Below are 24423 nucleotides of genomic sequence, written 5' to 3'. Positions count from 1 at the left end.
TTTGCAGCATGCTGCCTTATGTTTTATCCATATCGACAAGGAATAGTAAATGACCGTATTGACCATGAGTGAGCTGGATCTCAAAGGCCAACGGGTATTGATTCGTGAAGACCTGAACGTGCCGGTCAAGGACGGCCAGGTGAAAAGTGACGCGCGTATTCTGGCGTCCTTGCCGACGATCAAGCTGGCGCTGGAGAAAGGTGCCGCCGTAATGGTCTGCTCGCACCTGGGACGGCCTGAAGAAGGCGTGTTCAGCGAGGAGAACAGTCTGGCCCCGGTGGCCGATTATCTGAGCAAGGCGCTGGGCCGTAAGGTACCACTGGTACGTGATTACCTGAACGGTGTTGAGGTAGAGCCGGGCCAGGTTGTACTGCTGGAGAACGTGCGCTTCAACTCGGGTGAGAAGAAGAACACTGATGAATTGGCCAGACAGTACGCGGCGCTGTGCGACGTGTTCGTCATGGACGCCTTCGGTACTGCGCACCGCGCCCAGGGCTCCACCCACGGCGTGGCCAGATTCGCCAAGGTTGCCTGTGCCGGCCCGCTGCTCGCAGCTGAGCTGGATGCGCTGGCCAAGGCGCTGAACAAGCCGGCCCAGCCGATGGCCGCTATCGTCGCCGGCTCGAAAGTGTCGACCAAGCTGGACGTGCTCAATGCCCTGTCGGAAAAATGCGATCAGTTGATCGTGGGCGGCGGTATTGCCAACACCTTCCTGGCCGCTGCCGGGTTGCCGGTGGGCAAATCGCTGTATGAGCCTGATCTGGTGGATACTGCCAAGGCCATTGCGGCCAAGGTCAGCGTACCTTTGCCGGTGGATGTGGTGGTGGCCAAGGCCTTCGCCGAGGATGCTGAAGCGACCGTCAAGCTGGTAGCCGACGTGGCAGAAGATGACATGATTCTGGATATCGGCCCGCAGACGGCAGCACAGTTTGCCGAGCTGCTGAAATCTTCCGGGACTATCCTGTGGAACGGCCCGGTTGGGGTATTCGAGTTCGATCAGTTCGGCGAAGGCACCAAGACCCTGGCGCTGGCGATTGCGGAGAGCGAGGCCTTTTCCATTGCCGGTGGCGGCGACACGCTGGCAGCGATCGACAAGTATGGTGTAGCTGAACGTATTTCCTATATTTCCACTGGCGGAGGTGCGTTCCTTGAATTCGTCGAAGGCAAAGTATTGCCTGCCGTCGAGATTCTGCAGCAGAGAACGCGCTGAGCGCCCAGTGACCGGGAGCCCGAGCGGTTGCTCGGCCTCACTAATTGAAGTCAAGAGGGTAAGCTGTCAGCCTGCATCGACAGCTTGCTTCCTGAAGCTTGCAACGTGCCGCTTCAACAGATATCACTTACGGAGATAACATCATGGCCCTGATCAGTATGCGCCAACTGCTGGACCACGCCGCCGAGCACGGCTACGGCGTCCCCGCCTTCAACGTCAACAACCTGGAGCAGATGCGCGCCATCATGGAAGCGGCCGACAAGACCGATTCTCCGGTGATAGTGCAGGCGTCGGCGGGTGCTCGCAAATACGCCGGTGCGCCCTTCCTGCGGCACCTGATCCTCGCGGCGATCGAGGAGTTCCCGCACATCCCGGTATGCATGCACCAGGACCACGGCACCAGCCCGGCGATCTGCCAACGCTCGATCCAGTTGGGCTTCTCCTCGGTGATGATGGACGGCTCGCTGGGCGAAGACGGCAAGACGCCGACCGACTACGCCTATAACGTCGATGTTACCCGTCGCACCGTTGAAATGGCGCATGCCTGCGGCGTATCCGTGGAAGGCGAGCTGGGTTGTCTGGGCAGTCTGGAAACCGGACAGGCCGGCGAGGAAGACGGCGTAGGTGCCGAGGGCACACTGGATCTCGAGCAGATGCTGACTGATCCCGAAGAGGCCGCCGATTTCGTCAAGCAGACCAAGGTTGATGCACTGGCCATCGCCATTGGCACCAGCCATGGCGCCTACAAGTTCACCAAGCCGCCGACAGGCGACATTCTGGCGATCGACCGGATCAAGGCGATCCACGCCCGTATTCCCAATACCCACCTGGTGATGCACGGTTCGTCCTCGGTACCGCAGGAATGGCTGGCGATCATCAACGAGTACGGTGGCGACATCAAGGAAACCTACGGTGTGCCGGTTGAGGAGATCGTCGAGGGCATCAAGTATGGTGTGCGCAAGGTGAATATCGATACCGACCTGCGTCTGGCCTCCACCGGTGCCATGCGTCGCCACATGGCGCTGCATCCGAGCGAGTTCGACCCGCGCAAGTTCTTCGCCGAAACAGTCAAGGCCATGCGTGATGTCTGCATCGCCCGCTACGAAGCGTTCGGCACCGCCGGGCATGCGTCCAGCATCAAGCCGATCAACCTGGAAAGCATGTTCCAGCGTTACGAAAGCGGTGAACTGGATCCCAAGATCAACTGATCGGTAACGGCGCCGGCATGCCGGCGCCTTTTTCTGCGAGTCCGAGACATGCATTCATCCGATGACACGGCCGATGAGGCCTTTGCCCATACAAAGCTGGTTGAAGCGGTAGAGAACCAGCTCGCTGCGGGCGAGCCAGCGGCGGCTCAGGCCACGCTGAACAAGCTGACCCTGGTTGGCTATGGGCGTGAAGATATTCTGGGCCTGATGGCTCAGGTATTGGCTTACCACATCAACCTGATGCTGGAACAGAACACGCCTTTTGACTTAGAGGCTTATGAACAGGCTCTGCGCAATCTGCCGGACCTGCCTGACAAGGAATAGACAATGTCGCTGGTTGCTACTCTGCGAGTCATCGCTTTCTATCTGTTGGCCGTCCTGGTGGCGACCTTTCTCGGCTGTCTGGTGCAGACTCAGATTCATATGGCTGCGCTGCAACAGCTGGAAATACCCACCAGTGTTACCGCGCGACTCGCCGATACCTGGCCGGACCTGCTGAGCTTTGCGCAGTTGTTCCTGATCATGGTGGCGACAACGCTGGCGGTGGCCTTGCCGGTGGCCGAGGGGTTGTCGCGGGTATTCCGTCCGTGGCGCTGGTTGCTGTTTGCTCTGGCAGGAGCGGGTGGTATCTGGCTGGCGTTTAAGGTCGTGGGGCAGTTTCTGCCGACCTACAGCTTTTCCGCCGCAACGCTGGAAATGCCGGGCCTGCTGGCCATCATGGTGTCGGTCGGGGTTGGCAGCTGGCTGTTCGGCCGCCTGACGCGTCCCCGGGGCAAGCGCGGGTTGCGCGTGCTGGGCTGAAGCGGCTCCCGCACCGGAACCTTCTGAAGCGCGTGTTGGGTGGGAGTTTCGGGTTGTCGAGCGCGTGCTCGACGACCTGCTTCAAGACCGTCAGAAGCAGGAGTAGCGCCCGAACGCGGACCGGGGCGCTACAACTCCGATTTGCTGCGTGACAGCGTAGGCGGGGTGTGATTCCTACAACAGGCGCACCTTGAATCTGCGGCCCTTGATCTTGCCTTCCTCCACTCTCTCCAAAGCGGTATTGGCCAGATCCCAGCGCACCGCTACCAACGCCTGAAAATCACTGATGCTGATCTTGCCGATGGCATCGCCGGGCAAGCCTGCCTCGCCGGTGAGAGCGCCGAGCAAGTCGCCGGGGCGAACCTTGTCCTTGCGCCCGCCGGATACCGCGAGCGTGCGCATTGGCGGCAGCAACGGCTTGTCGAGGCGTTCGGGTAGTGTATCCAGATCCTGCCAGGGCAGCGACTGATCCAGCAGTTGTTCAATGCTGCGCGCACGTCCCTGTTCGGCCGGGGCCACCAGGCTCAAGGCCAGGCCGGGCTGCCCGGCGCGACCGCTGCGTCCGATGCGGTGCGTATGCACCGCCGGATCAGGTGACAGCTCAGCGTTGATCACCGCTGCGACGCCTTCCACATCGATGCCGCGTGCGGCCACATCGGTGGCCACCAGCACGCTGCAGCTCTGATTGGCGAACATCGCCAGCACCTGGTCGCGCTCACGCTGTTCCATATCGCCATGCAGCGCCTGAGCACTCACACCGTTGCCGGCCAACAACTGCTGCAATTGCTGGCATTGCTGGCGGGTATGGCAGAAGACGATGCAGGGCTGTGGGCGCTCTGCTGCCAGCAAGCGCAGTACCGCATTCATTCTGTCGTCGGCAGTGATTTCATAGAAGCGCTGGGTGATCGGATTGACCGGCTCGGTCTCGGTGATGACCACCTGTTGCGGCTCGCGCAGGAAGCGTCCGGCGAGTTGCTCTATACCCGGTGGGTAGGTGGCGGAGAACAGCAGTGTCTGCCGCCGCTCGGGCGTGTGGGCAATGATCTCGCTGATGCTTTCATGAAAGCCCATGTCCAGCATGCGATCAGCCTCGTCCAGCACCAGGCAATTGAGCTTGTCCAGACTCAGGGTGCCGCGCTCCAGATGATCCTTGACTCGTCCCGGTGTGCCGACGATGACGTGAGCACCCTGTTCCAGCGATGCCGCTTGCGGGCCAAAGGGCGTGCCACCGCATAGGGTGATGATCTTGATGTTGGGGATACCCCGGGCCAGCGCACGCAGCGCCGTTGCGGTCTGTCCTGCCAGTTCCCGTGTCGGACTGAGCACCAGCGCCTGGCAGCCGAAAAAGGCCGGGTTGAGCGGGGTCAGCAAGCCGATACCGAAGGCGGCTGTCTTGCCGCTGCCGGTCCGTGAGCGCGCAATCAGATCCTGTCCAGCGAGAATGATCGGCAATGCAGCAGACTGCACGGGTGTCATGCTCTGATAACCCAGATGCTCAATGGTATTCAGCAGGGAAGAGGGCAATGGAAGAGAGGAGAAGGGGTTTGTGCTCACGGTGGCAACCTGCAGATGGTAGGTGCCACAGTGTAACAGAAGGCGTGCCGTGCCCGGTCAGCTGCGGATCCGCGATTTACGGAAGCCGCCGTGGGTGACGAAAGACCCGGTATCGCCAAATAGCTGAAAGCGTGTCGCGCGGTAACACGCCTGAAAGCGCGAGACGTGATAACTCCGCGCCTTGTGGTAGGCCCAATTCCAGCCCCGTTTCGAGTTACTCATAATTTACTACTGCCGTTTACGTGATCGGCGAGCCGATACAAATGACAAAACGACTTTGGCAGACGGTTATACATACAGTGCAGAAAGATTATTCATGCAGTTGTACTGTTCCTGTGCAACCTCAGTCTCCCATACGAGCGCCAGCCAGCCTCAGCCTGACAATGGCCTTTGAGGTAATCAGACAAGAATGGTTCCCGCTTTTCTTCCGCCTGGCACAGATTCCATGTGCTGCTTTTTGCTTCTGCTATAACTTGATCGGGCGTGGAGCGATTGAAAACCCTGACAATCCGGATCGTTATAAGAGGTAGCATAATGTCATCAGCTGCAGCTTACCGCCAGAGTTCTGTTGTTTTTTATGCTTTATTGCGCAATCTGTCAACTTTACGTCAGCAGGGCATTATAAGGCTAATCTGTCAGCAGGGGAAATGGGCACAACATAACAATGTCCCCAAGCTGCCATGCTCACCCGAACAGGGTATTGCGGTGTTATTCCATGCAACCTAGGGTGCGGTCAGGCCCTTGTTACAAAGCTGCGCTGATGCCCTATACTACTCCTGACTTTCTGGCTGCGGATATCCGTTCTGAGCGACTGCATGAGTCATTGGCACGAACGCTGTTGCGATTGTCGTTAGCCGGGCTCAGCGGCTTTCTGCTATGTGTGCCATGGTTGAGCGCAAACCTGTACTGGGTGGGCTGGCTGGCTTGGGTGCCGCTGTTATTTGCCCTGCGTGATGTCCGCCCGTTGTCTGCTCTGTTGCTTGGTTGGTTTGCCGGCACGCTTTGTTTTGCCGGGGGCAGCTACTGGCTGGCGGAATTCATGGTTAACCTCAAGCAGATCAGTCCTCTGCTGAGCACGGTTTTGGCATCCCTGTTCTGGTGTTATCTCGGGCTGGTCATCGGTCTGGGTTGCATGATCTATCGCTGGCTTGCAGCACGGCTGTGTGATTGGGAGCTGCTGCTCTTTCCCAGCGTCATGGTGTCGGTCATGGCGGCCTATCCCATGCTGTTCAAGACCCATTTCGCCGATGGACAGACATCCTTCCTACCGGCGTTGCAGGCCATCGAGTTTACCGGGGCGCCCGGGCTTGATGCGATGATGATGCTGTTCAGCATGCTGGTTTTTCATCTGCTGGCGCCGCAGAAACATTTTCAGGCACGGTTTTCGCGGGCGATCAGTTGTCTGGCCTGGGCGCTGCTGATTGGCTGGTTGGGTTATGGCTATACCAGTCTGCACCAGTGGGACCGGCGCATGCAGCAATGGGATACCCGTCAGATCGGGCTGGTGCAGCCCAATGACGCCATCACCTTGGGTATCCCGAAGCCGGCCATCGGCTTCAGTCGGGAATATCCGCCGGAATTGGCTTCCACCGAGCGGCTTATCGCTGCGGGTGCGCAGTGGGTGGCATGGCCCGAGGCACGCTATAAGGGCTATTTCGATAATTACAGTGTGCGTGCTCGCTATGCACAGACGGTAGCCGAACAAGGCGTACCGCTGATTTTCCATGATGTCGAGCGGCGCTGGCAGGATGCGCAGCGAGTCAGTTTCAATACCGTGGCGATGCTGGATGGGCAGGGCGAACTGGCTGCGCAATATCGCAAGATGTTGCGCATGCCCTTCGGTGAGTACTTGCCGGAACCCTGGTCATGGCCGCTGCTGAAGCCGGTGACAGACTGGGTGTTTGGTGAGTTTCTGCGTCCGCTTGGCGCAGGTGATGAGCATGTGATATTTGATATGGGCGGCATGCGCGTCGTACCCAAGGTGTGCTACGAGGCGGCATTTCCGGGTTTTGTTGCCGAGGCGGTCAACACCGACGGTGCCGGCAAGATGTTGCTGTTCCTGTCTCAGGATAACTGGTTTGGTGAGACTTCCCAACCGTTCCAGCATGCCAACATGTCGATCCTGCGCGGCGTGGAAAACCGCGTGCCGATGGCGCATTTGATCAACAACGGACCCTCGGTGGTTACCGCGCCCAATGGTCGTCGATTGGCCAACAGTGCGGCATTCAACAGAGCGGAATTGCTGGCTGCCGTGCCCTTCGATGAAGCGGCGGGCGGCAGTTTCTACAGTCGCCATCCGCAGCTGTTCTTGAACATGACTCAGGGTTTGGCAGCGATGCTGATTGGGCTGGCACTGTGGCGCGGCAGGCCCGCCGTCAGACGACGAGCCCGGCGCTATAGCCGGAAGACCAGGCCCACTGGAAATTGAAGCCGCCCAACTGGCCGCTGACATCCAGTACCTCACCCACGAAGTACAACCCGGGACAGTCTTTGGCTTCCATGGTCTTTGAGCTGATGCCATCGGTGGCTACCCCGCCCAGAGTCACTTCGGCAGTGCGGTAACCCTCGGTCGCCGACGGCTTCAGGGACCATTGGTTGAGCTGCTCGGCAATCTCCAGCAATTGCTTATCGCTGTAATCGGCCAGCGGTATTGCTGACGTGTCGGGCCACCACAATAGTTGCAGTTCCGCTACCAGGGCTCGACCGAGCTGCTGAGCCAGCAGGGTTTTCAGCAACTGTCTGCCCTGCTGCTGTCTGGCTTCACGTAGCCATTGGAATGCGTCGATACCGGGCAGCAGGTCGAGATTCAGGGTGTCGCCGGGCTGCCAGTAACTGGAAATCTGCAGGATCGCCGGGCCACTGATACCACGGTGAGTGAACAGCATGTTCTCGGTAAAACTCTGGCCATTACAGCTGGCCGTGACTTCCAAGGCCAGGCCGGACAGCCGTTCGCAAATGGCTTTCATGGCATCACTGAACATGAAAGGTACCAGCCCGGCGCGGCGCGGGGTGAGCGCCAGCCCGAACTGACTGGCGATCTCATAACCGATGCCGCTGCCGCCCAGGGTCGGGATGGACAGTGCGCCGGTCGCCACCACCAGCGACTGGCAATCCAGCCGGAAAGGTTCCTGGCCCTGCCGCCCGAGGATACGGTAGCGCAGGTTGCGTGAGTCCAGCGCCTGGACCTCGGTGATCTCGCAATGAGTCCGGATTTCAGCGCCGGCCTGCGCGCACTCATCAAGCAGCATGTCGAGCACGTCCCGCGCAGAATGGCGACAGAATAACTGTGTATGCCGGCGCTCTACGTAGTCGATTCCGTAGCGCTCCACCATGTCGATGAAATCCCACTGGGTATAGCGTTTCAGCGCAGCCTTGCAGAAATGCGGATTGCTGGACAGGAAGTTATCCGCTTCCACCTGATAATTGGTGAAATTGCAGCGTCCGCCACCGGACATGAGGATCTTCTTGCCGATTTTGTTGGCCTTCTCCAGCACCAGAACCCGGCGTCCGCGCTGGGCGGCGGTCGCCGCGCACATCAGGCCGGAGGCACCGGCACCCAGAATGATCACATCGTAGAAAGGAATGGCGGGTTGCACGGGAAAGTCGTTGCCTGCGTCAGCGGGGAGTTGGATAAGGAGCTGGATAACAGGGTGACGGCATAATGCGGCCACACCGGCGCGCAATGATAGCACGTCGATTTGATCGCTCGCAGTAGACTACCGAGCTATCATGGGGCTACAGCAGCGCCTTCTTTCTCCACGCCGGTATGGGCCGGGCCCGGCGGTCTGGCAATAGCGACGCAGCAGGGGCGGCAAAGGAGCGGCACCACCAGAATGTCGAGTTGGTGGAAGGTGACTGCGATTTTGCTGGTGTGGGATTCCACATGACAGGCTCCTCTTCAACGTTCTATTTTTTCCACCGGCATCACGATCAGGTCGTATAACCGCCAGTCCAGCGTGCACGCCTGTTCGGCAATCTCCTGTACACGGCGCGCCACGTTGGTCTGGTCGGGCGCCAGCACCACGAAGATTTCTCCGCCGACGATGTGACCTTCCTCGCGCAAACGGGAGCAGGCATCCAGAATATCCGGCTCACGCAGCAGCGCATCGGCGATCTTGTCCTCCAGCCCCAGCGGCTTATTGCCGATTGTTTCGGTAGGACGTTGATCCATCAGGTTGAGCATGGCTTTGCGCACATGGGTGACGCCGTCCTTCAATACATCCAGCGAGATGATGGCTGCTGCCACCGAGTCCGCCCACCAGAAACCCAGGCCGATGCCGATAACGCCGAGAATCGCGGCCGCCGAAGTCATCCAGTCGGCCTTGTTCATGTCGGCATCGGCGTACAGGGTGCTTTCATGCAGCTCCTTGGCCAGTGGCATCTTCATACGCCCGAGGATGACCGGCGGAACCATGGCATATGTCAGGGCGAGGATCATGACCCAGCCGCTCCAGATCGGATATTGCCAATCGAACAGTTGAAAGTGGCCGATAGTTGGATGTTCACGCTTGATCAGTGACGAGGCAGAATCGAATAGCATGAACAGGCCGAACATCAGGATTGCGACGGATGCGGCGAGAAAGGCCAGCAGGATCGCTCGGCTGTAACCGTAGGGATGTCCTTCATCGGGCGAACGTTTACGAACCCGCATTGCCAGCAGAAACACCGCTGGTGGCACGAAGGCCAGCAGGTCTTCGAGCAGCGCCATTTTCATGGCCTGGGAGGAACCCATGGCCAGGTACACGGTGACGACGATGGTCAGCGAGAAGAATATGGAAATCCATTCCAGGCGTATGGTCTTGTGCAGCAGTTTTTCCTTATCTGCGGGTAATTCGTACCCTTGGCGAATCTTCATGGCTGCATCTCCTGCCACAGGCGTGCGGAGAGCTGCTGCTCATCCCTGTTTCTGAACAGGAACCGCTCCAGCTCCATCAGCAGGGCATTTTCCCCGGGCGGTGTCAGCAGTACATGCTTGTGCTTGAGCAATTCTATTTCGGAGCTGTTCAATCCCAGCCCGCCGAGTTGCCATTGCGCTGCTGCTACCGGGTAGGGGCTGTTCTCCAGGGTCTCGCGTATGTCGCTTATGGCCTTGTGGTCTCGCAGCAGCGGGACCAGAACGGTGTGCGGCAGAATGGATACCGTCTCGCCATCGATGGTGGTTGGAGGCGTGCCCTTGCTGCCTACCAGGACGCGTTCGACGTAGTAGGGGAAGGTGTTACCGACCTCGGTCTTCCAGGGGTTGGACGCAGTAAAGCCACCAATCAACAGGTCCAGCTGGAACGATTTGAGCGCCTCGATCTGTTCCTCCACACCGTCGGTGCTCCATTCGACGGTCATACCCAGTTCCCGGGCGAATTGCGTCACCAGCTGGCTTTCCAGGCCTCGCGGGGCGTCGGAGTTGGTGCCGCTCACCCAAGGCGGGTTGGCCACCACACCTACTTTCAGGCTGCCGCGCTCTATGGCAGCGTCAAGGGAATCGCGAGGATCGGCTGGCCAGCGATCGCAGCCTTGCAGCAATAGCATCAGCAGACTCAGTAACAGCGCTGACCTGAATACTGAAGGAGTTTGCATGCCTGGCCTCTATAGTGATACAGGATGTAAGAAAACGCTCTGTAGGGTCAGACTTGGCGCAGCGGTGGGGGTTCAAGCTATATCCGCAGCGGGTAAAGCAAAAAACCGTCAACTTCCGGGGCAACTGGCGTAAAATCGAGCTTTCTGAATTGATGGGGTTGCACGATGGGACGCGCTTACCAAAACCGCAAAGAATCCATGGCCAAAACGGCCAATGCCAAAACCAAGGTCTACAGCAAATATGCTCGCGAGATCTATGTCAGTGCGAAGTCAGGCGGTGTCGACCCCAACGGCAATCTGGCGCTGCGCGGTCTGATCGAGCGGGCCAAGAAAGACCAGGTACCAGGCCATGTAATCGACAAGGCCATAGATAAGGCCAAGGGTGGTGGCGGCGAAGACTTTGCCGTAGCTCGCTACGAGGGCTTTGGTCCGGGCAACTGTATCGTCATCGTCGACTGCCTGACCGACAACCCCAACCGCACCATTGCCGATGTGCGACATTGCTTCACCAAGACCAAGTGCAAAATGGGTACGCCGGGCAGCGTCAGCCACATGTTCGACCATTGCGCCATCCTGGCTTTCAGCGGAGATGATGAAGAAGCGGTGCTCGAAACCCTGATGCTGGCTGATGTGGACGTTACCGATATCGAGAATGAAGACGGCATCATCACCGTATTCACGCCGAATACCGAGTATGCCAAGGCGCGCCAGGCATTGACGGACACGCTGGGCGATATCGCTTTTGAAGTGGACGAGATCCAGTTCCTGCCGCAGACCTCGACGCCGATCAGTGAGGAAGACCTGCCGCTGTTCGAACGTTTCATTGACATGCTCAATGATGTTGAAGATGTGCAGAATATCTACCACAACGCCGAGGTCTAGGCGTTGGCCGAGCCGCTCAGCTGCAACTCGGTTGTTTCCACCGGTATGAAGCGCTTGTCTGCTGATGCATAGTCCCAGCGCGTGATCTGGCAACGGCGTTGCCGGTCATGTGCGTCGTGCTCGATAAGGTTGACTGAATTGGGTATGTTGCCGCGCACGCGCTGCGATATGCCCGTCCCAGCCTGTATTGCCCATGCCTGCTGATCTGGGTTGCCCTGGAGCGGCACCACGTAAGGTAGATGTATGTGCCCGCCCAGCAGCAGGTCCACGCCGGCGTCGATCCAGGAGGGCACGGCCTGTTCGCGGCCAATCAGGAGGTTGCTGACATCTGATTCTTCCACCGCACGGATCGGATGATGCAGCATGACGACGCGCAGTTGGTCTGCGTGCGCCCGCTGCAGGCGCTGCGCTACGCGCTGAATCTGCTCAGCCGACACTTCTCCGTCCTTATGCCGACCGGCGCGGGTGGTGTTGACGCCGACCACCAGCAGATCATCGCGCTCGAATTCCGGCTCCAGTTCATTGCCGAATACCCGCCGGTAGTTACCGTAGGGATTGAGCATGCGCAGTGGCAGGTTGAACAACGGCAGATCGTGATTGCCGGGTACCGCCAGCAGCGGCTTTGCCGGTAACAGCTGGATGAAGGCGCGAGCGGCGGCGAACTGGCTGCGTCGTGCACGTTGGGTAATATCGCCGCTGAGCAGGTACAGATCAGGTTGTTGTTGCTCAGCCAGTTGCAACAACGCCTGTGCCACGGCTGCATCTTCGGTACCAAAATGCAGATCTGAAAAATGCAGAATCCTGCTCATGGGTGTTCCGGTGCCGGAGCGGTGCGAGGGATCAGCAGTGGCAGCGCCTTGACTGCAATGCTGAATTCGAGCGGGGTGCGCATGCGGAATATCTCGCCGTCCATGGCGACCTTGACCATGCGTGGCCGCCGACCCAGGTGCACCGACATTTTCTGAAAGCCGATACTGATGATATTGTCCGCCTCGCCCATGCGACTCATCAGGCCTTGTATCAGCAGGCCGTACAGTGCCAGTGTCCCCACCGGTCGAGAGGTCAGGGCTACCAGATGGTCGGCACCCTCCGGCAATTGCGGATCGATACCTATCTGCTCCAGTTGCAAAGGGTTGTTGCAGACCACCAGCGTCGGCGAGCGCAATTGCTGGTGCCGACCGGCGTAATCCAGCCGTATATTCAGTTGACGATGGGCCTTGGCCAGGGTTACCACTGCCGACCACAGCGCAACCAGGCGGCTGCGCCCGTAGCGTTGCTTGTAGGCTTCCCGGTCTTCCAGCAGGCGCGGATAGAGCCCCAGGCTGGCATTGACCAGAAAGTAGCGCCTATTCAGCCGGCCCAGGCTTATGTACTCAAGCCGCCCATTGAGCAGGTCATGCACGGCTTGTGTGGTGTTCTGGGATATATTGTGGGCGCGTCCAAAATAGTTGAATGTGCCCTGCGGCAGCACGCCGAAAGGCACGTTCTGGCCGACCACCGTCTGACAAACCGCATTGAGGGTGCCATCCCCGCCGACAGCGACCACTATTCCGCCATGCGTTCGGGCCAGGGCCACAGCTTTCTCGGCGGCCGCCTGCAACTGATCACCGTGCTCCACCACGATCAGCTCGCAGTTGCGGCCGGCCTGTTCGCAGGCAGCCTGGATGGTCGCCTGGATTTCCGTACTATCGTTTTTCCCCGAACCGCTGTTCATTACCATGAACAGCGGTTCGTTACCGGTCAGTGATACCGGCGAGTGGGTGGGTAGATCCTGATGCGGATGATTCACCTATAGCCCCTTCAGCGTAGTTGACTGTCCTTGCTGCCCCGGCGGTTGTAGCTGCTGGCATTGTGCTGCTCATTATCCCGGGCGGTCTGGCAGTCGATGCACAATCGAACGCCGGGAACGGCTTTGCGGCGTGCCTCGGGAATGGGAGCGTCGCATTCTTCGCAATGGCTCAGACTGTCGCCCGCCGGCAGTTTGCTGCGAGCCCGTTCGACCGCATCCTTGATAGTGTCGTCGATCTGCTCCTGCACCGCACCGTCCTGCGCCCATCCCGTTGCCATAAGCACCTCCGGATTTCACTGGTCATACATCATTCGATAATACTCGTCTGCCATGCGGTCGGAATCGAATCGCGGCAGCATCTCCCCCATACCCTGCTTCACCAGCATCAGCCAATGCTCATGCTGCTGGTAATACAATGGCCGGACCTGATGCTCGATGATGTTCATCCAGTGCAGGTAATCGGCCCGGTCCTGCGCCGCGCTATTCAACAGCCGTGACAGATGGATTTCGTAACCGGTGAGCACCGCGAAACGCTCACTCTTGTAAGACAAGCGTATCAGGCGATTGATCATGTCGATGGCGAATTTATCAAACGGAAAAGGCTTGCCTGCCCAGATTATTTGTACCGGCTGGTCGGTCTGCTGGATCAATCGACAGAAGCGGTAGAGGTCATGCAGAAGCAGGTCGGCACTTTTGTAGGCGGCAAAGGGCCTGGCCCAGACGATGGTCAATACCCTGGGGTCGAACAATTTGCCGGTCTGGTCAGCCACCAGCTGAAACAATGTAGCTTTCATCTGCTGCTTGCGGCTGATCAGCCGCGCATCGTCATTCTGTGCCAGCGCCTGGCGCAGCACCGGGTCCTGTTAGAAGCGCGCGTTCTGAGCCAGCTTCCAGGGAAGCGCCGATGTCTGCATCATGAAGGTAATCCCGTCGCGGTCAACCGGCCGGTCTTTTCAGTCAGACAAGGGTCTGCAATCCCAGGTTGCGATAATCAGACCATACAGACACGTTCGGCCTGGCCAGCCAGCAGGCGCGCGTCTGTCAGCGCATGATGCGGGCCCTCCATCATATCATCCCAATTGGGTGTGCTGTTGGAAATGGCGCGCATGCGTACACCTAAAGGTAGCCCATCGGCGCCAATCAGCCAGTTCAGCAGCGGTCGGTCCCAGTGTGGTGACGCGGTGAGAATGTCGACCGGCGCGATCTCGGAAAGAAAGGCACGCAGGTGATGCCGCGCCTGTATGGTGGTCAGGCCATAGGATTGCAGATCAAGCTTGGGCAGCACGGTGTCCCGAACGAACTCCGAGCAATCATCCACTTTCCAGTTGTCGATCAACTCCAGATACAGCTCCTGACCGTTGTTGGCCACGAGCGCGAGACTGATGAGGCGGGCATTACTGCCGAGGCTGGTGAATTCCGTATCCAGATATGCTCTGAGCATATTCTTGTTCTCCCTTGAATGTCGCTGATGCAAACAAACAGCAATGCTGACCGCCAGAGAATCAATCATTCGAAAGGTAAATACAATAGGCCATTCATCGGAATTGTGCGGCGTCGCGCAATACCCGGGCACGGATCGTGATATCGCCAACTGTCAGGGGGCCAGCGTGTCCTCAGTCCGACTCAGGCTGTTCACCGAAGTGCGCTGCCAGCTCGGTATAGCCACCGATACGCTGGCCGTCGATGAACACCTGCGGGGTGGTGTCGACGTCATGTTCGTCCTTGAACAGTTGCTCTTCAGTCGCATCGGCAAATACATGCAGCCGGTAGGGAACGCGCTGTCTGTCCAGCAGCTCCGTGGCCTTTGCTGCAAAGGGACAGCCTTCCTTCTGGTAAACATAATTCGGCGTATCGTTCATCTTCAACTCCCGCTGTTGCTGGTATGTCCTATTGAGACGAGCAGGGCGGGGAAAGATTCGTTTTTTTTGCGGTGCGGGGTAGCCGATATCGGCCTCATGTTGTTGCCTGGCGCCGCTCGAAGGCGGTCATTACCTCGGCGACGATACGCATCACCGCCAGGTTGGCTTCCTCCATATCGCCCAGATGCTGGACCGCAGCTTCCAGCGCATCCGCATTGAAGGAGCGCATCGCTGCCAGGCCTTCGTTGTGCACGGCGGTATGCGGTCGCTCGATCTCACGGAAATGCGCGAATTGTTGAATGTTCTGGCTGCCGTCACCGTAGTACCACTTGCCGAAGCGGCATTCGCGCTCGCTGGGCAGGGCCGGCAGCGGCGCGTCGGAGCTGCCAAGCAAGTGGTTGTAGACAATGAACTTGAGTGACAGCTCGTCCAGATTGGCCAGCTCGACGCCTGCCCGGAAGGCGGACTTCTCGATGCCGAGACGCATCTCCCCAGCCAGACTGTGCAGCACATCCATGCCGGCCACGGCGTCCTGAGTAGTACGGCTGAAGTCTTCGGCCAGGGTGCCCTGGGACTGTATGTACTGCTGCACCGCGCCAGTGATGTTCTGCAGTTCGTCAATCTTGCTGACGATTTCGCTGGTAGCCTGGGCGGTGCGTTCGGCCAGATGGCGAATCTCACTGGCCACCACCGCAAAACCTCTGCCGGCCTCACCGGCACGAGCGGCTTCAATAGCGGCGTTCAGCGCCAGCAGGTTGGTCTGACTGGCTATGCCACCGATCAGGTCGACGATGCCGTTGATCTCCGCGGAGTGATCGGAGAGCGTTTCGACCTGACGAGACGCGCCGATCAGCCCGCTCTCCATGGCCGTGGCCTTGTGTTGCAGATCGTCGAAGCGCTGCTGATTGCTCAGCGCGGCAGTGGCCACCTGACCGGCATGCTCCTGGTCGAGATTGAGCTGACCGGCCAGGTATTCAAAGGAATCGCCGAGGTGGGTGACAGAGGTGCTGAAACGGATCAGGTTGCCGGACACATCCCGGTAGTAATCCAGCTGACGCTGGTGGCGGCGCTGGCTATCTGCCAGCTCTTGTTCCAGTTGCTGTATGTGCTTGGCTTGCCTGGCTGCTTCCGCTTCAAGTCGCTGCTTGTCCTGCTGCAGTGCCTGTATTTCATTTCTACCGCTGCGCCACATGGTTGCCTCTGCCTGCCGATTCGTTTCCTTTCATATCGGCCGAGGCCGCCAGAACGTTAGCCAGGGTGGGCAATTTGTCGCAGCTTACTGCTGGCTTTTCAGCTTCTCTGCCTCAAGTGCCTGAGGGTTGCTTTCGCCATCATTCACCGCCTTGCGAAATCCGCTGATGGCATTGCCTACGTCCGAACCCAGACCGCGCAGCCGCTTGGTGCCGAACAGCATGACCACGATCAGCAGAATGATCACAAGTTGCCAGATACTGATGCCCATCATGTCGATTTACTCCGTTACGTGCAGTGAGCCGGCCTTGGACCGGCGTGGTTGTGTCGTGTTCAGGCCTTAATGCATTTCGCCGTCCACTATGTCGTGCATATCGCCGTGCTGCATCGCTTCATGCATATCGCTGTGCTGCGCTGCAGCTGCCTGTTGCAGGAACTCCTGGTCAATCTCGTCAAACTGCATGACCGTTCCGTTGTGCTCATTCGCCAGTGCTTCAGCTGCCTGCTGGTCGGCGAAGGAAGCCAGTGAGGCGCCCATTGCGCCCGCCAGTGGTGTACCGGCGACATACCAGGCCTGCGTGGCGTCGATCAGGTGGCTGTCATCAGGTTGATCCCACTGGCTCTGTCCCATGTCATGCACATACAGCTTGGCATCCAGAATGCGGTTCTCCGGTTGCAGCCACCAACTGAGCATTTCCGCGGTGGAGCAGAACTTTCTTACACCATCCTTCTCCACCGCCTGACCTTTCGGCCCCGGGAAATCGGTGACGACCATGCCGCACACATGGCACTCATCTGTGGCGTGGAACGCAACTGGATCCAGATTCACCGGTGTTGTGTCCTGTTCGCCGCAGGCGGCCAGCGTCAGACCGAACAACAGGACGATCAGGCTGCGTAGACTAAGGTTGTAACGTGTTTTCATGACAGTTTTCCTATTCTTGTCAGGCGGCACGGCGCCGGAATACAGCATAAGCCAGAAACAGGGAGACACCGGCCCACGCCAGCAGGCACAGCCAGAGCAGAGCGCCACGTACCGGCAGGTCATCACCCAGTGACAGCACACCCATGGCATTGGCACCATCAAAACCGGCCAGATTGATCAACCGGTATATGTCGGTCGGGTTGAGCAGCAGCAGCCAGGGCAGCAACTCGGGGTTGAATTTGCCTTCGCTGAAGACCAGCAGAGCCAGCAGCACCAGATCGAATACCAGCACGAACAGAAACCATACGCCCAGGGCCAGTCCCGCAGCGCTGGACTTCTCATTGACCAGGCTGCTCAACACATAGGCCAGGGCCAGGAAGGCCCAGCCGAGCAGAGTCGATGACAGCATGAAACGGCCGAAGGCCCATACCAGCAGGCTCAGTTCTATATCGTCGACCAAAAGCGCAATGGCCAGCGCAGCGCAGCCGAAGCCGATCAATACCGCCAACGCCAGAATCAGCCCATGACCGACGAATTTGCCGAGCAGAATCTGTCCGCGACTTATGGGATAGGTCATCAGCAGCATGAGGGTGCCGCCTTCGTCCTCGCCGACAATAGCGTCGTAGGCCAGCAGCAGGGCAATCAGGGGCATCAGGAAAGTCGCCAGACTGGCCAGGCTGGCAATGGTCGCCGGGATGGAGGTGAATCCCAGCTGCCCCGAAGCGGCGGCGCCGAGCCAGGCGATGCCCACGGCCAGTACTGCGAACAGCAGACTGATAGCCAACAACCAGCGGTTGCGCAGGCCGTCACTGAGTTCCTTGCGAGCGATGTTCCAGACCTGGCTCATGCCTTGTCCTCCGCAGCGTGCGCATTGCCTGCGCGTTCGGTGTAATAACGGTACAGGTCCTCCAGCGAAGGTTGGAAAATCTCGATATCGCCTGGCTGATCCTCTGCCAGCAACTGGCGCAGCAAGGCTATCTTGCCGGCGCTGGTGCCGACGACTTCGATACCATCGCTGCCCAGCAGCTGGGTGTCGTAACCGTCATCGCTCCAGTTCTGCAATAGTTGTTCACGTTGCCGCAGACCGCTGGCGCGGATGCGCGATGGCAAACCGGCTTCCGTGCGCAGGCTGGCCAGGGTGCCGATTGCCTCCAGCTGACCACCGGCCAGAATCGCCGCACGGTTGATATGGGCCTCCACTCCCGGCAGTACATGGGAACAGAGAATCACGCTGGTGCCCTGCTGACGCAGACGGTCGATCAGTATGTAGAGGTCCTGAGTGGCGATCGGGTCCAATCCTACCGTCGGTTCGTCGAGCAGCAACAGTTGCGGGTCACCCAACAGCGCCTGGGCCAGTCCCAGGCGCTGGCGCATGCCCTTGGAATAAGTCTTGACCCGGCGATCGGCAGCATGTGCCAGGCCGACCTGCTCCAACAGTTCATCGGCCTGCTGCAAGGCTGCGCTCTTGATACGGGCGAAGTGGTGCAGGGTTTCGCGGCCGCTGAGCTGCGGATAGAACATCACGTTTTCCGGCAGATAGCCGAGCTGGCGCCGTACGTCCGGATCATTCGGCGCCCTGCCGAGCACCTGAACCCGGCCTTCGCTGGGGTTGAGCAGGCCGAGAATAAGTTTCATGGTGGTGGTCTTGCCGGCACCGTTGTGACCGAACAGACCCAGCACTTCGCCCGGTTCCAGGTGCAGGTTCAGCTGGCGCAGCGCAGTCATGCTGCCGTAACGCTGGCTGACACCTTGAATATCAACAGCATTCATCAATGGGTTTCCTGTGTACGTTGAGTCAGGTGCTCGGTGGGCAGATGCATCAGTGGATGACTGTCCTGCACGCCCTGCATCTTGATTACCGGGAAAGCGCGCTGTACCCAGCGCAGCAGTTCAATGGCCGGACTGTTCATCAGCAAGCGTACCTGCGGATACATCCACAGCAGGCGATCGACGTTGTCGTTGGGCTCGTAGGGCATATCACCCAGGCCATCGTCGTTGCGGTCCCAGCCCAGGTAATCACTCCAGTAATTGCCGCGACCCTCGACAGACCATTCCTGGGTGCGGGTGGCGACGTACTTGACCTGCTGTTCGTTGCCGACAAAGGCGTTGTCGCTGATCTTGTTGTCCTCGGAACCGGCGGTCAGATGAATACCTAGGTTACTGCCTCGGAAGTGGTTGCCCTGGATGGTGTTGAACAGCGAGTTGTAGATGAACAGGGCCTTGCCTTCACCCCCTTTGATCATGCTGTCATCACCGGTTTGCCCGCGCTGTACATTGGACACGTAGTTGTTGCGGATCGTGGAGTAGGTGATGAAGTTCATCAATATGCCGTAGTTGCGGTCATCCTCGGAACGGTTGTCCTCGACCGTCAACATGCGGCTCTGCATCAGCGCGTAGCCGGTGCGGGTGCGGCGGGTGGTATTGCCGGTCACCTTGTTGTTCTGGGAAAACATGTAATGCACACCAAAGCGCAGGTCTTCCATCACATTGCCGTGGATGAGGTTGTTGTTGGAGTTGCCGAGATACACGCCGTCACGGGTATTGATCACATGATTGTCGACGATTCTGCTGTCATTGGTGTTGATCAGATGAATACCATTACCGCGATCCTGGGAGCGTGTATCCGGCTCGCCTTCGACGCGGTTGTTTTCCACGACGGCACCGCGGGCGGCATCCAGCCAGATACCAAAGCCGGTACCCTGAAGATGATTGTTACGCAGCACGACATCCGTGGCGGTTGGCTTGACGAAGATCGCCGCGTCCATTTCGGTAAGGTTGCGTCCCCAATTGCGCAGAGCGCACCCTTCGATGGTGACATCGCTGGCGCTGATGGTCAGAACGTTGCCCTTGCCTTCGGCCTGGAGTACGGCACCGGGTTCGCAACGCAGGGTGAGAGTTGTATCAATACTGAACTGGCCGGAATAGTCTCCGGCGGGCAGAACCCAGCCGTCAGCGACTGCCTGAAGCGGCAGATTGTCGATGGGTTGGGGGGATGCGTGAATAATGGCTGATAGGCCGCACAGTATCATGAAAGGCGCAAGGCGCCGGCGTATGGCCTGAGGCTTGAACAATGCTGTTTCCTTATGCCGCTTGGAATGCGCGACCCTCATGCGGATCTTTCTTTTTCCGGGCTGGGCTTATGTTGGAGCGGCCTTGGCCGCTCCAACATAAGCGTTACGCTTGATGCCCGGGGCGTCCGCAGACGCGCCGGGCAACCTGCATCAGGCCGGCTCGACCAGCATGCGCCCGCACATTTCCATGTGCAGCGCATGGCAGAACCAGCTGCAGTAATACCAGTACACACCGGGTTTGTCAGCGGTGAAGGTAATGGAGGAGGTCTGCTGTGGGCTGATCTCCATGCTCACACCATGGTTGACCATGACGAAGCCGTGGGAGACGTCTTCGATCTGGTCGATGTTGGTGATGGTAACCGTGACCTCATCGCCCTGTTTGACGGTGAATTCGTTCATACCGTAGGCCGGTGCCATCGAGACCATGTACACGCGCACCTTGTTCCCGTCGCGGATGACCTTGCTGTCGGAAGTCAGGTTGATACCGTCCTTCTCGGCCATCTTCACGGTTTCGGCAAAGTAGGGGTCATTACGATCCCAGATCTTCTTGGTGCGAATCTGGTCACGGCGGGCCATGATGCAGTCGTGCGGTTCGGCGAACGTGGGGCCGTCGTGCACCAGGATCATTTCATCTCCGGAGATATCGATCAACTGATCGTTCTCGGGGTGCAGCGGGCCAACTGGCAGGAAGCGGTCCTTGGAGAACTTGCTCAGTACGACCAGCCACTGGCCGTCGGCTTCGGAGGTTTCGGTCAGTGAAGCATGGTTGTGCCCGGGCTGGTAGTGCACATCGAGCTTCTGCTTGATGTAGTTGACGTCTTCACCGTTATAGGCGCGGATGGATGCTTCGATGTCCCACTTGACCACCTGACTGTCGATGAACAGCGTGGTATAGCCGTTGCCGCGGCCATCAAAGGTCGTATGCAGCGGCCCTAGACCCAGTTCTGGTTCGGCAACGATCACATCCCGCGGATCTTCGAACTTGCCGGCAAACAGGTCGGGGAGTTTATCGATGGCAATGACCGAGGCAGTTGGCGACAGCTTGCCGTTGGCGATGAAGTACTTGCCGTCTGGCGTGGTGTTCAGGCCGTGGGGGTTCTTGGGTACCGGAATGTAACGGGTAACCTTGCTGTCCTGGCCATCTTTCTTACGGCCATCAACCACAGGCACCTTGGAATCACCCAGGGTGATGAAGTTGCCGGCTTTGACTTCAGCTTCGATGGCATGCACGTCAAACACGACTACCCAGTCGCGTTCGTTACGCATGGTGCCGCCCAGATCCAGCGCCTTTTCCGAGTTGTAGCAGGTGGAGGCGGCGAAACGACCGGTGTAGTCAGCGTCGGTATTGTCGAGGTTGCCGTCAACGATGACCTGCCACGCAACTTCCATGGTCTCAGCATCCACCGCGTTGTACATGGTGTAACTGTTCTCGTCATCGATGGCGAAGTTCTTGCCATCGTTCGGATGCGGAATGATGAACTCGGCATTGCAGAACACGTACTTGGTGTGCGGCACCTTCTGCAAACGCAGGCCGTGGATCGCCTGTACGTTGGGGATGGTAATGATCTTGTCCGTCTTCATGATGTCCAGACGGATACGGGCGACACGGGTGTTGGCCTTGTCGTTGATGAACAGGTATTTGCCGTCGTACTTACCATCGGTCATCGACAGGTGCGGGTGGTGGCAGTCGCCGTTGAGATACTTCACGCCGTCACCCAGCACTGCGCGGCTTTCATTGGTCAGGCCATAGCCGGTGGCAGAGTCGGTGTTGAATACGGGGATACGCATCAGTTCGCGCATGGACGGTACACCGTAGACGCGGACCTCACCCTGGTGTCCGCCGGACCAGAAGCCGTAGTAGGTATCCAGTTCGCCGGGGCCGACGTGGATCTTGGCCTGGGCTTTTTTCTGAGCATCGGTGACAGCCTGGGCCCAGGTTTCACGACTCATTACCGCGCCGCCGAAGGCAGTGGCTGCCACGGCAGCGCCGGTCATCGCGCTGGCGCCGAGGAAGCCGCGCCGGCTCAGGCCTTTCTGATCCGGGTTCGCCGGAAGGTTGTTGGGTTTGTCGCTCATGTTCAGCTCCTTATTGGGCAATCTACGTTGACCGTTCGGGTCAGGGTTCCACTACTTGTACTACCGGGATCAGTTGATCATCCGGCGTTTTCTTGCTGCGCGACTTGCGCTTGTTCTTCAGTATCAGCGGAGGACACTTGTTCTCGTTGTGATAGGTCATCTGGCAATCCAGGCAGTAATGGCATTCGTTGTGGTTGATATGTCCATCCGGATGAATAGCCTGAATCTCGCACTCCTTGGCGCACAGCTGACAGGGATTGCCGCATTCCTTGCGCCGTTTCAGCCAGTCGAACAGGCGTACCCGGCTGGTTACCGACAGCGCTGCGCCCAGCGGGCATATGTAGCGGCAAAACACCTTGCGGGTGAAGATGTTGACCACCAGCAGAATCACCGCATACAGCACGAACCACCACTGCCGATCGAATTTCAGCGTGATGGCGGTCTTGAACGGCTCAATCTCAGCGGCTTTCTCGGCCAACATCATCGACTCCAGCGAGATGCCGAACAGCACCAGCAGGACGATGTACTTGATCGCCCACAGGCGTTCGTGCACCGCGAACGGCAGTTCATACTGGGGGATCTTCAGCTTGCGGGCGATTTCGTTAATCAACTCCTGCAGTGCGCCGAAGGGGCAGAGCCAGCCGCAGAACACGCCGCGGCCCCACAGCAGGATACTGGCGGCGGTGAAGGTCCAGATGATGAAGATGATCGGATCGCTGAGGAACAGTTCCCAGCGGAAATCGGTCACCAATGCATGCACGAAGGTCAGTACGTTGACGATTGAGAGTTGCCCCAGCGCATACCAACCGATGAACACGACGGTGAAGGTCAAATAGCCATGACGCAACCAGCGCAGGAAGTTCGGATGCCGGGCGAAGTTGTCCTGGAAGAACAGGATGATGGTCAACAGCAGCAGCGCAGTGAGGATCACACCGACCTGGAAACTCTTCTGGTACCAGATGTTGACCCACACCGGACGGTTGGCCTCCTCGATGGCGCGCAGCTCCTCGGGCGTGGGCACCGGACGCTCGATATACTGCTCGGGCGTCTCATAGGGCAGCTCGAAGCTCACGAAGATACTGTCCACCGGGCCGGTCTGGCGGCGCACCAGCAGCTCCAGCGTCCACGGGGTACCGGGGTCGAACAGATTTTCCTCACGAACGATGAAGATGGCCATTTCCCGGAACTCCGGTATGCCCTCGGCAAATACATCATTCAGGCGGATGTGGTCCAAGTCGCGGAAGCTGATGATGTTGCCGAACTGGCGTACCTGCACCCGGTCGAAAATGCCGCCACGCACATAGCCCGAGCCCTTGAATGAGTATTCACCACGGCCCAGCACGGCAATCGCATGCTCACCTGGCTCAAGGTCTTCCATCAGGAAGCGGTACTGATTGTCGCCCAGCAGGTTGCGGCCGATGGTGGGCGCGTTGAGCCAGGTGGTGTACAGGTCAATGAAGGTTTCGCCGCTGCGCTCGGCTGGCGCCTGGTCGACGCCTTCTGCTTCGGTGCCCTGGAATGCACGATCGATATCGGCATTGGTCAGCTGCAGCCGGCGAATCGACCCATCACCGGTGAGCTGGGCCCAGCTGGCGGGCTGATAGGCATCTTCAAGGGCCGTTGCCGGTTTGCCGCGAGTAGCGATGTTACCCTTGACCAGACCCAATGAAGCGGCCACCTCGTGGGCTGCACGCATGACAATTTCGTTGACGACCATGACCGTTACCGTAGCGCCGGAGACGGCATCCACGGTGATGGCGTTTGGATCCTTCGAGCGGCCGACTACAACGCGTTGGTCGGCCTTCACCCCGGCGTAGCGGGCGGTAAAATCATGCAGCTTCTGCTCGGGAATACCGATCAGCAGAATAGGTTCGTGATGCTCCAGTACATAGGCGTCCTGAATCACACCTGCGCTATCCAGCAGCACGCCCATATTGATCGGTTTACCGGAGTAGGCGGGGATATTGAATACATTGATGCTTTCGAAGGCGTAACCGTGAATCGTGCCGACGCCATCGGTGAGCGTGCGAACTCCGTATTCGCCTTCCGGTTCTGAGATCACCGTCGCACTGGGGGAAAACTGTTCGATGCGCTGTTGGAAGAGTGATTGATCTGCGGCGAACGCCGGTGTGAGTGACAGGGTGGAGAACAACAGCACAACGGCCAGCATCAACTTGCTTATGACCGAAGCAACCATCGACAGCTTCATAGCAACGTATTCCATATCAAGAGTATTTTCATTCTAGTAATCCCCAGTCCGAGAAGACTTGATCAAGATCAATCACTTGT

Annotated in this window: 24 protein-coding genes; 6 read left to right on the top strand and 18 right to left on the bottom strand. The window is 58.7% G+C overall.

What is annotated here, in order from left to right; genetic code table 11:
- Positions 1-49: 49 nt before the first annotated feature.
- The 4 genes from BLU11_RS13590 (at position 50) to BLU11_RS13575 (ending at position 3219) form a co-directional block, all read left to right on the top strand.
- Positions 50-1210, top strand: coding sequence for a phosphoglycerate kinase (locus tag BLU11_RS13590; RefSeq protein ID WP_090274251.1), 1161 nt, complete (start codon positions 50-52; stop codon positions 1208-1210).
- Between the two features lie 143 nt (positions 1211-1353).
- Positions 1354-2418 carry a class II fructose-bisphosphate aldolase gene (fba, locus tag BLU11_RS13585; RefSeq protein ID WP_090274249.1) on the top strand — a complete coding sequence of 355 codons (1065 nt, stop codon included), beginning with the start codon at positions 1354-1356 and terminating at the stop codon, positions 2416-2418.
- Between the two features lie 48 nt (positions 2419-2466).
- Positions 2467-2742, top strand: coding sequence for a hypothetical protein (locus tag BLU11_RS13580; RefSeq protein WP_090274248.1), 276 nt, complete (start codon positions 2467-2469; stop codon positions 2740-2742).
- Positions 2743-2745: 3 nt separating this feature from the next.
- A complete protein-coding gene (locus tag BLU11_RS13575) occupies positions 2746-3219 on the top strand; it encodes a hypothetical protein (protein WP_090274246.1) in 474 nt (157 codons plus the stop codon).
- A 174-nt stretch (positions 3220-3393) separates the two neighbouring features.
- On the opposite strand, the gene dbpA is transcribed toward BLU11_RS13575, so the two are convergent.
- A complete protein-coding gene (gene dbpA, locus BLU11_RS13570) occupies positions 3394-4773 on the bottom strand; it encodes an ATP-dependent RNA helicase DbpA (protein ID WP_090274244.1) in 1380 nt (459 codons plus the stop codon).
- A 760-nt stretch (positions 4774-5533) separates the two neighbouring features.
- Here dbpA and lnt point away from each other — a divergent pair.
- Positions 5534-7201: an apolipoprotein N-acyltransferase gene (gene lnt / locus BLU11_RS13565; protein WP_157718679.1), complete on the top strand. Its 1668-nt coding sequence runs from the start codon at positions 5534-5536 to the stop codon at positions 7199-7201.
- Here lnt and BLU11_RS13560 read toward each other — a convergent pair.
- From BLU11_RS13560 to BLU11_RS13550, 3 genes are all read right to left on the bottom strand, one after another.
- A complete protein-coding gene (locus BLU11_RS13560; protein WP_407920213.1) occupies positions 7149-8369 on the bottom strand; it encodes a BaiN/RdsA family NAD(P)/FAD-dependent oxidoreductase in 1221 nt (406 codons plus the stop codon). The genes lnt and BLU11_RS13560 overlap by 53 nt on opposite strands.
- 302 nt (positions 8370-8671) lie before the next feature.
- Entirely contained in the window at positions 8672-9628 is a 957-nt protein-coding gene (locus BLU11_RS13555) for a cation diffusion facilitator family transporter (protein ID WP_090274240.1), read from the bottom strand.
- Positions 9625-10344 carry a transporter substrate-binding domain-containing protein gene (locus BLU11_RS13550; protein WP_090274239.1) on the bottom strand — a complete coding sequence of 240 codons (720 nt, stop codon included), beginning with the start codon at positions 10342-10344 and terminating at the stop codon, positions 9625-9627. Before BLU11_RS13550 ends, BLU11_RS13555 begins: the two co-directional genes overlap by 4 nt.
- A 165-nt stretch (positions 10345-10509) precedes the next feature.
- Here BLU11_RS13550 and BLU11_RS13545 point away from each other — a divergent pair, with 165 nt between their 5' ends.
- The gene (locus BLU11_RS13545) at positions 10510-11226 is read left to right on the top strand and encodes a YebC/PmpR family DNA-binding transcriptional regulator (RefSeq protein WP_090274237.1); all 717 of its coding nucleotides are present in this window, start codon (positions 10510-10512) and stop codon (positions 11224-11226) included.
- Here BLU11_RS13545 and BLU11_RS13540 read toward each other — a convergent pair.
- The 14 genes from BLU11_RS13540 to nosR form a co-directional block, all read right to left on the bottom strand.
- Positions 11223-12035, bottom strand: a complete 813-nt coding sequence (locus tag BLU11_RS13540) for a metallophosphoesterase family protein (protein ID WP_090274234.1) — start codon at positions 12033-12035, stop codon at positions 11223-11225. The genes BLU11_RS13545 and BLU11_RS13540 overlap by 4 nt on opposite strands.
- Positions 12032-13015, bottom strand: coding sequence for a diacylglycerol/lipid kinase family protein (locus BLU11_RS13535; protein ID WP_197674197.1), 984 nt, complete (start codon positions 13013-13015; stop codon positions 12032-12034). The genes BLU11_RS13540 and BLU11_RS13535 overlap by 4 nt, the downstream gene beginning before the upstream one ends.
- Before the next feature lie 11 nt (positions 13016-13026).
- Positions 13027-13293 carry a DksA/TraR family C4-type zinc finger protein gene (locus tag BLU11_RS13530; protein WP_090274232.1) on the bottom strand — a complete coding sequence of 89 codons (267 nt, stop codon included), beginning with the start codon at positions 13291-13293 and terminating at the stop codon, positions 13027-13029.
- 15 nt (positions 13294-13308) lie between these two features.
- A complete protein-coding gene (locus tag BLU11_RS13525; protein WP_090274230.1) occupies positions 13309-13869 on the bottom strand; it encodes a hypothetical protein in 561 nt (186 codons plus the stop codon).
- A 137-nt stretch (positions 13870-14006) separates the two neighbouring features.
- Positions 14007-14456: a hypothetical protein gene (locus tag BLU11_RS13520; RefSeq protein ID WP_090274228.1), complete on the bottom strand. Its 450-nt coding sequence runs from the start codon at positions 14454-14456 to the stop codon at positions 14007-14009.
- Between the two features lie 172 nt (positions 14457-14628).
- Entirely contained in the window at positions 14629-14874 is a 246-nt protein-coding gene (locus BLU11_RS13515; protein ID WP_090274225.1) for a glutaredoxin family protein, read from the bottom strand.
- Positions 14875-14968: 94 nt separating this feature from the next.
- Positions 14969-16066 carry a methyl-accepting chemotaxis protein gene (locus BLU11_RS19700; RefSeq protein WP_090274223.1) on the bottom strand — a complete coding sequence of 366 codons (1098 nt, stop codon included), beginning with the start codon at positions 16064-16066 and terminating at the stop codon, positions 14969-14971.
- Positions 16067-16150: 84 nt separating this feature from the next.
- Entirely contained in the window at positions 16151-16345 is a 195-nt protein-coding gene (tatA, locus tag BLU11_RS13505; protein WP_172828716.1) for a twin-arginine translocase TatA/TatE family subunit, read from the bottom strand.
- A 60-nt stretch (positions 16346-16405) separates the two neighbouring features.
- Positions 16406-16987: a nitrous oxide reductase accessory protein NosL gene (locus BLU11_RS13500; RefSeq protein ID WP_090274221.1), complete on the bottom strand. Its 582-nt coding sequence runs from the start codon at positions 16985-16987 to the stop codon at positions 16406-16408.
- Positions 16988-17006: 19 nt separating this feature from the next.
- The gene (locus BLU11_RS13495) at positions 17007-17834 is read right to left on the bottom strand and encodes an ABC transporter permease (RefSeq protein ID WP_090274219.1); all 828 of its coding nucleotides are present in this window, start codon (positions 17832-17834) and stop codon (positions 17007-17009) included.
- Positions 17831-18757 (bottom strand): ABC transporter ATP-binding protein, encoded by a 927-nt coding sequence (locus BLU11_RS13490; protein WP_090274217.1) that lies wholly within the window; start codon positions 18755-18757, stop codon positions 17831-17833. Before BLU11_RS13490 ends, BLU11_RS13495 begins: the two co-directional genes overlap by 4 nt.
- On the bottom strand, positions 18757-20058 hold the full coding sequence (locus BLU11_RS13485; protein WP_407920212.1) for a nitrous oxide reductase family maturation protein NosD: 1302 nt from the start codon (positions 20056-20058) through the stop codon (positions 18757-18759). Before BLU11_RS13485 ends, BLU11_RS13490 begins: the two co-directional genes overlap by 1 nt.
- 150 nt (positions 20059-20208) lie before the next feature.
- Complete coding sequence (gene nosZ, locus BLU11_RS13480) at positions 20209-22134, bottom strand: TAT-dependent nitrous-oxide reductase (protein WP_090274215.1); 1926 nt, start codon at positions 22132-22134, stop codon at positions 20209-20211.
- 40 nt (positions 22135-22174) lie between these two features.
- Entirely contained in the window at positions 22175-24343 is a 2169-nt protein-coding gene (gene nosR / locus BLU11_RS13475; protein ID WP_090274214.1) for a transcriptional regulator NosR, read from the bottom strand.
- Positions 24344-24423 lie beyond the last annotated feature (80 nt).

Origin of the sequence: Halopseudomonas litoralis (assembly GCF_900105005.1) — a bacterium.
In the GTDB taxonomy this organism is placed as follows: Bacteria; Pseudomonadota; Gammaproteobacteria; order Pseudomonadales; family Pseudomonadaceae; genus Halopseudomonas; species Halopseudomonas litoralis.
Note: the sequence above shows the minus strand (reverse complement) of the source record. Positions and strands in the feature narration are given on the sequence as shown.